Origin of the sequence: Mesorhizobium sp. M7A.F.Ca.ET.027.03.2.1, assembly GCF_003999175.1 — a bacterium.
In the GTDB taxonomy this organism is placed as follows: domain Bacteria; phylum Pseudomonadota; class Alphaproteobacteria; order Rhizobiales; family Rhizobiaceae; genus Mesorhizobium.
In genome coordinates this window covers 1-6,036 of record NZ_RZOM01000300.1, presented here as the reverse complement: position 1 = coordinate 6,036, position 6,036 = coordinate 1, and the positions used below count along the sequence as shown (strand labels likewise).

Genomic DNA, 6,036 nt, shown 5'->3' with positions numbered 1-6,036 from the left:
GCCGCGGCCTTGCCGGTGCGGGCGTGGGGGTGGCCGCCGGCGGCGGCGAGATGGCACAGCGCAGCATCCTCGCCTACCAGCGCACCGAGGAGATGACGGCCGACCGCTCGGCGATCACCTATCTCAACGCCACCGGCCAGTCCGGCATGGGCATGCTGAAGACGTTTCACCGCTTCCAGACTGCGCTGTCGCTCTCGGGCGCGCAAGTCGATCCCTACCGGATCAGCCATCCGATGCCGCGGGATCGTATCTCCAATCTCGAAGTGCTGGTGAAACAGAGCCCCAATGTCGACAGGCCGGACCCGCCCGCGCTGCAGCAGCGCCATGACATGGTGCGGGTGAAGATCGCCGTCTACATGGAAGGCCAGGCGGCTGCGTCGCGGCTGATGCGAAAGATGCAAGGGACCCTCGCCGCGCTATATGGCGACGCCCAGTCGACCTACCTGTTCGGCAACATCGCCGCCGCGCTCGCCAAGACCAATGCACTGATCAAGGCGCAGCCCAAGAACGCTTACTTCCAGGAACTGCGCGGCGACATCCTGATGAAGGCAAACAAACCCAAGGAAGCCGCGGACGCCTACGCCAAGGCGGTCAGCCTCGATTCGGCGCGGTCCGGTCTGCTGCCGGTGTCCATGGGCCAGGCGCTGATGGCCGTCGGCAAGCCCGACTCCCTCAAAAAAGCCGTCGTGCAGATCAACAACGGCCTCGGGCGCGACAAGGAAAATTCAGCCGGGTATCGCTATCTGGCACAGGCCTACGGTGAGTTAGGTGACATACCGGGCGCTGAACTTGCCACCGCCGAAAGCCATTTCTATTCCGGCAACTACAAGGATGCGAAGATTTTCGCCATGCGGGCGCAGCAGCAGATGAAACGCGGCGAGCCTCGCTGGCTTCGCGCCCAGGATATCATAAACTACAAGCCGTCAACCAAGATCAAGTGAACCTTCCGGCCGCGCGCCACGACATAGCCAGACCGGAAAACAGGTAGAAGGAACAGGAACGATGAAAAAGGCACTGCTGCTGGGCACCACGGGGGTTGCGGTCGCACTGGCCATGCTGGCTTTCGGATTCGTTGCCGGAAACCCGCAGATCGCCAAGGCCGGCACCGCACAGCCGGTCGAGACCACGGCGGCCGATACCAAGATCGACCGCACCGAGGTCGAAGGCATCATCCGCGACTATTTGTTGAAAAACCCGGAAGTCCTCCTGGAGGTCCAGGATGCGCTTGAGGCCAAGCAGAAGGAAGAGCAGCGCATCGCTCATCTCGGCGTGATCAAGAATGCCAAGGACCAGATCTTCAACTCCGCCTTTGACGGCGTCGTCGGCAATCCGAACGGCAAGGTCACCATCGTCGAGTTCTACGACTATAATTGCGGCTTCTGCAAACGCGCCATCGACGACATGCAGGCGTTGACCAAGACCGATCCGGACCTGCGTTTCGTGCTCAAGGAATTCCCCATCCTCGGACCGGATTCGCAGAAGGCGAGCGTGGTCTCGATGGCGTTCCACCTGATGCACCCGGAAAAGTACGGCGAGTTCCACAATGCGTTGCTCGGCGGCCAGGGACGCGCCACCGAGGCGGCGGCCATCAAGGTCGCGCTGTCGCTCGGCGCCGACGAAGCGGCGCTGCGCGAGAAGATGAAGGACCCGACAATCAACGAGGCCCTCGCCAAGACCTACGATCTTGCCAACAAGCTGGCGATCACCGGAACGCCGTCCTATGTCGTCGGCAACGAGGTGGTGTTCGGAGCACTCGGGCAGGAAGTGCTGGCAGAAAAGATCGAGGCGGCGAAAGCCGCGCTCTGATCTTGCTCGCCAGCTATTTCTCACGGGCACATTTCCGCCTGTTGTGGACAGTGAAAGAACGCACTTGCGCTCTTTCCGCGGGCGGCTATGCCCATTATAGAGGGCCCAGCGCGCCGGCTTGATGACGGCGCCGGGAAAGGTCGGCTTTTTGAAAACGGTTTTCGTCCTGAACGGTCCCAATCTAAACGCGCTCGGCAAGCGCGAGCCGGGCATCTATGGCGGCAAGACGCTTGCCGCGATCGCCGACGACTGCAAGCAGGCAGGCACGGCGCTGGGGTTCGAGATCGATTTCCGCCAGTCGAACCATGAGGGCGACCTTGTCGACTGGATTCAGGAAGCTGGCGACAAGGCTGTCGGCATCGTCATCAATCCGGGCGCCTACAGCCACACCTCGATTGCCATCCACGACGCCATTCGCGCCGTCGCACCGTTGCCGGTGGCCGAAGTTCATCTTTCCAACATCCATGCGCGGGAACCATTCCGCCACGTCTCCATGGTCGCGCCGGTCGCCGTCGGCATGATCTGTGGCTTTGGGCCGCTCGGCTATACGCTGGCGCTACAGGCGCTGGCCGCACGCCTATGACCGGCCAACAAACAGAAGGCTCGAAAATGTCGATAAAGAAGACCGGTGTTGACCAGCAACTGATCCGCGATCTGGCGGGCATACTGAACGACACCAACCTCACCGAGATCGAGGTTGAACTGGGCGACCTGAAGGTGCGCGTCTCGCGGCAGGCGCCGGCTGTTCATGCAATCGCGGCGCCGCAGCAAGCCTATGCGCCGGCAGCAGCGCAAGCTGCCTCCGTAGCTCTGCCCGTTGTGGCAGATATTTCCAAGAACGCAGTCACCTCGCCGATGGTCGGCACCGCCTACCTGGCGCCGTCGCCGGACGCCAAGGCATTCATCGAAGTCGGCCAGAAGGTCAAGGAAGGCCAGACTTTGCTGATCATCGAAGCAATGAAGACGATGAACCAGATCCCCTCGCCACGCGCCGGCACGGTGACCGCGATCCTTTTCGAGGATTCGCAGCCGGTCGAATATGGCATGCCGCTCGTCGTGATCGAATAGAGCGGGCCTGATGTTTCAGAAGATCCTCATCGCCAATCGCGGCGAAATCGCCCTCCGGGTGCTGCGCGCCTGCAAGGAACTCGGCATCCAGACGGTGGTGGTGCATTCGACCGCCGATGCCGACGCCATGCATGTGCGGCTCGCGGACGAGAGCGTCTGCATCGGTCCGCCGCCATCGCGCGACAGCTATCTCAACATCCATCAGATCGTTGCGGCCTGCGAAATCACCGGCGCCGACGCCGTGCATCCGGGTTACGGCTTCCTGTCGGAGAACGCCAAGTTCGCCGACATACTGGCCGCGCACAACATCACCTTCATCGGTCCGTCCGGCGACCATATCCGCATCATGGGCGACAAGATCGAGGCCAAGCGAACCGCCAAGCGCCTCGGCATTCCGGTTGTGCCCGGTTCGGACGGCGCTGTCACCGATCAGAAGGAAGCCAGGCGCATTGCCGCCGAGATCGGCTATCCCGTGATCATCAAGGCATCGGCCGGCGGTGGCGGACGCGGCATGAAGGTCGCCCTCACCGAGGCTGACCTGGAGGTCGCCCTGCAGACGGCGAGCACGGAAGCCGGTGCGGCGTTCGGCGACGATGCCGTTTATATCGAAAAATACCTGGAAAAGCCGCGCCATATCGAAGTCCAGGTGTTTGGTGACGGCTTTGGCCGCGGCGTGCATTTCGGCGAGCGCGACTGTTCCTTGCAGCGCCGCCACCAGAAGGTCTGGGAAGAGGCGCCCTCGCCCGCCCTCAATGCCGAAGAGCGCGCCCGCATCGGCGGCATCTGCGCCAAGGCGATCGCCGACCTCGGCTATTCCGGCGCCGGCACGATCGAGTTCCTCTACGAGAATGGCGAGTTCTACTTCATCGAGATGAACACGCGCCTGCAGGTCGAGCATCCGGTGACGGAAGCGATCACCGGCATCGATCTCGTCCACGAGCAGATCCGCGTCGCCTCCGGTGGCGGCCTCTCGGTGAAGCAGGAGGACATCAAGTTCAACGGCCACGCCATCGAATGCCGCATCAACGCCGAGGACCCGCGCACCTTCACCCCCTCGCCCGGTACGATCACCCATTTCCACACACCGGGTGGTCTCGGCATCCGCGTCGATTCCGGCGTCTATTCCGGCTACAAGATCCCGCCCTATTACGACAGCCTGATCGGCAAGCTGATCGTGCATGGGCGTAATCGCGTCGAGTGCATGATGCGCTTGCGCCGCGCCCTGGACGAGTTCGTCGTCGACGGCATCAAGACGACGTTGCCGCTGTTTCGCGATCTCGTCGGCAATGCCGACATCGCCAATGGCGATTATGACATCCACTGGCTGGAAAAATACCTGGCCAAGGAAGAGTAGCGCGGAGACGCGATGACCCGCCCCTACGCGCCCGGCTATCGCATCCCCACCGACCTTCTGCTCAAGGCCTACGCCTCGGGCGTCTTCCCGATGGCCGAAAGTGCCGGCGACCCGGAGGTGTTCTGGGTGCGGCCGGAGACGCGCGGCATCATTCCGCTCGATGGTTTTCACGCGCCGAAAAGCCTCAGGAAAACGATCAAGAAGAACCCCTTCGACATCCGTTTCGATTTCGATTTCGAAGCGACCATCGACGGCTGCGCCGAAAAGCGCGTGGAACGGCGCTCGACCTGGATCAATGCGCCGATCCGCGAAGCCTATGTCGAGTTGCATCGGATAGGCCATTGTCATTCGGTCGAGGCGTGGCGCGAGGACCGACTGGTCGGTGGCCTCTATGGCGTGTCGCTCGGCCGGGTGTTTTTTGGCGAGAGCATGTTCGCCAGGGAGACGGACGCTTCCAAGACCTGCCTTTTCTATCTCGTCGAGCGCTTGAAGGCACGCGGCTTCGCGCTGCTCGATACGCAGTTCACCACCGAGCACCTCAAGCGCTTCGGCGCCGTCGACGTGCCGCGCGGCAAATATGAAAAGTTGCTGGCCGACGCGCTGAAGGGCGAGGCCGTATTCTATCCCTGAAGATTGAGCCTACTTCCCAGTGGCGGCTTCCAATGGCGTCTGCGAATGGAACATCATCTTCCAGCCATTGACGCGATGGACATAGCCGGTGCTGACCAGCGCGGCGTAAGGTTCGCCGTTCTCGCGTGTCGCATGTGCCTCGTAGGTCAGCATGATGATGTCGCTGCCCGGCTCGATAATACCCTTGAGGTCGATTTTCAGGTCGCGCCAGCGGTTGGGCTTGGTTGCGGTCTTGGCGAGATCCGCATTGTCCATCGCCTGTGCCATCTGCGGAAACGCCACCAGGCATTCGGTGTCGACATTGGCCGCATAGTAGGCCGCGTCGCCCGTCCAGAATCCCTTTTCAAGTTCCAGCAACTCTGCCTTGCCGGCCGTGATCCGCTTGCTGTTTGACATCGGAAAATCCTCCCTGCGCATAAATGCGCGCTCATCCGTGCCCCAACGTATGGTGGCAGGGACGGTTCCGGAGGATCAGTTGGTGTCGGTCGTATCGGGGTCCGAAGCGTCCGGCTCCGTCACGCCAGGCTCTGTCACGTCCGGAGCAATCGCGGCTTTCGGTTTGGCCGCGGCGGGCTTGGGCGCCTCGGCTTTGGTCGAGTCTGCCTTGGCGCCATCGGGCGCCGGCACATCCGACTTCTGCTTGCAAGCCTTCAGCCAGACGTCATAGACGGCATGCTCGACGGCATTGAGGCCGGGGCTTTCGGCAAACATCCAGCCGGTGAAGATGCGGCGGATCTTGCGGTCCAGCGTGATCTCGTCGACCTCGACGAAGGAATCTGTCTTCGGCTCTTCGGTCTGTGGCCGCGAATAGCAGACGCGCGGCGTCACCTGCAAAGCGCCGAACTGCACCGTCTCGTCGATATAGACATCGAAGGTGATGATGCGGCCGGTGATCTTGTCGATACCGGCAAACTCGGCAACGGCATTGGTGACCCGGTCCGCTCCGGCTGGCAGCGCCGGCGCGGGTGCCGCGGGCTCAGGCGAAGCGGCGAAGGCCACGGTGCTGACGGCAAGACCGGCGGCTAGCGCCAGACTGGCCGATATTGAGTAAGAAAAGCTCATGCAAAGATACCGGTGGTTCGCGCCCGGGTGATTCTGTCGATCGCCAAGGCTAGTCGCCGTTTTCTGATCAGCAAGCAGCTAAACACCAATTGTGGCGATAAAGGACCGGCTTGCAC

At 62.1% G+C, this 6,036-nt stretch carries 8 protein-coding genes; 6 read left to right on the top strand and 2 right to left on the bottom strand.

The genetic code is table 11. From position 1 onward, the window contains the following. From EN750_RS15160 to aat, 6 genes are all read left to right on the top strand, one after another. Positions 1–941, top strand: a 941-nt coding sequence (locus EN750_RS15160) for a M48 family metalloprotease (RefSeq protein ID WP_145967665.1), incomplete at its 5' end; no start/stop codon positions are given. A 61-nt stretch (positions 942–1,002) separates the two neighbouring features. Then, positions 1,003–1,806, top strand: coding sequence for a DsbA family protein (locus EN750_RS15155; RefSeq protein ID WP_127396903.1), 804 nt, complete (start codon positions 1,003–1,005; stop codon positions 1,804–1,806). A 148-nt stretch (positions 1,807–1,954) separates the two neighbouring features. Then, positions 1,955–2,389 carry a type II 3-dehydroquinate dehydratase gene (gene aroQ, locus EN750_RS15150; RefSeq protein WP_013531359.1) on the top strand — a complete coding sequence of 145 codons (435 nt, stop codon included), beginning with the start codon at positions 1,955–1,957 and terminating at the stop codon, positions 2,387–2,389. A 26-nt stretch (positions 2,390–2,415) separates the two neighbouring features. Beyond that, positions 2,416–2,874, top strand: a complete 459-nt coding sequence (gene accB / locus EN750_RS15145) for an acetyl-CoA carboxylase biotin carboxyl carrier protein (protein ID WP_023812132.1) — start codon at positions 2,416–2,418, stop codon at positions 2,872–2,874. A 10-nt stretch (positions 2,875–2,884) separates the two neighbouring features. Next, positions 2,885–4,228: an acetyl-CoA carboxylase biotin carboxylase subunit gene (gene accC, locus EN750_RS15140; RefSeq protein ID WP_013531357.1), complete on the top strand. Its 1,344-nt coding sequence runs from the start codon at positions 2,885–2,887 to the stop codon at positions 4,226–4,228. Positions 4,229–4,240: 12 nt separating this feature from the next. Continuing rightward, a complete protein-coding gene (gene aat / locus EN750_RS15135) occupies positions 4,241–4,858 on the top strand; it encodes a leucyl/phenylalanyl-tRNA--protein transferase (protein WP_127396902.1) in 618 nt (205 codons plus the stop codon). Between the two features lie 9 nt (positions 4,859–4,867). Here aat and EN750_RS15130 read toward each other — a convergent pair whose 3' ends face one another. Together EN750_RS15130 and EN750_RS15125 are read right to left on the bottom strand one after the other, a co-directional pair. Then, positions 4,868–5,254, bottom strand: coding sequence for a hypothetical protein (locus tag EN750_RS15130; protein ID WP_127396901.1), 387 nt, complete (start codon positions 5,252–5,254; stop codon positions 4,868–4,870). 75 nt (positions 5,255–5,329) lie between these two features. Further along, entirely contained in the window at positions 5,330–5,920 is a 591-nt protein-coding gene (locus EN750_RS15125) for a DUF2155 domain-containing protein (RefSeq protein ID WP_127396900.1), read from the bottom strand. Positions 5,921–6,036: the final 116 nt, after the last annotated feature.

Coding starts and splice junctions, on each gene's coding strand:
- EN750_RS15155 (WP_127396903.1), top strand. CDS start 1,003: ATGAAAAAGGCACTGCTGCTGGGCACCACGGGGGTTGCGGTCGCACTG.
- accB (WP_023812132.1), top strand. CDS start 2,416: ATGTCGATAAAGAAGACCGGTGTTGACCAGCAACTGATCCGCGATCTG.
- accC (WP_013531357.1), top strand. CDS start 2,885: ATGTTTCAGAAGATCCTCATCGCCAATCGCGGCGAAATCGCCCTCCGG.
- aat (WP_127396902.1), top strand. CDS start 4,241: ATGACCCGCCCCTACGCGCCCGGCTATCGCATCCCCACCGACCTTCTG.
- EN750_RS15130 (WP_127396901.1), bottom strand. CDS start 5,254: ATGTCAAACAGCAAGCGGATCACGGCCGGCAAGGCAGAGTTGCTGGAA.
- EN750_RS15125 (WP_127396900.1), bottom strand. CDS start 5,920: ATGAGCTTTTCTTACTCAATATCGGCCAGTCTGGCGCTAGCCGCCGGT.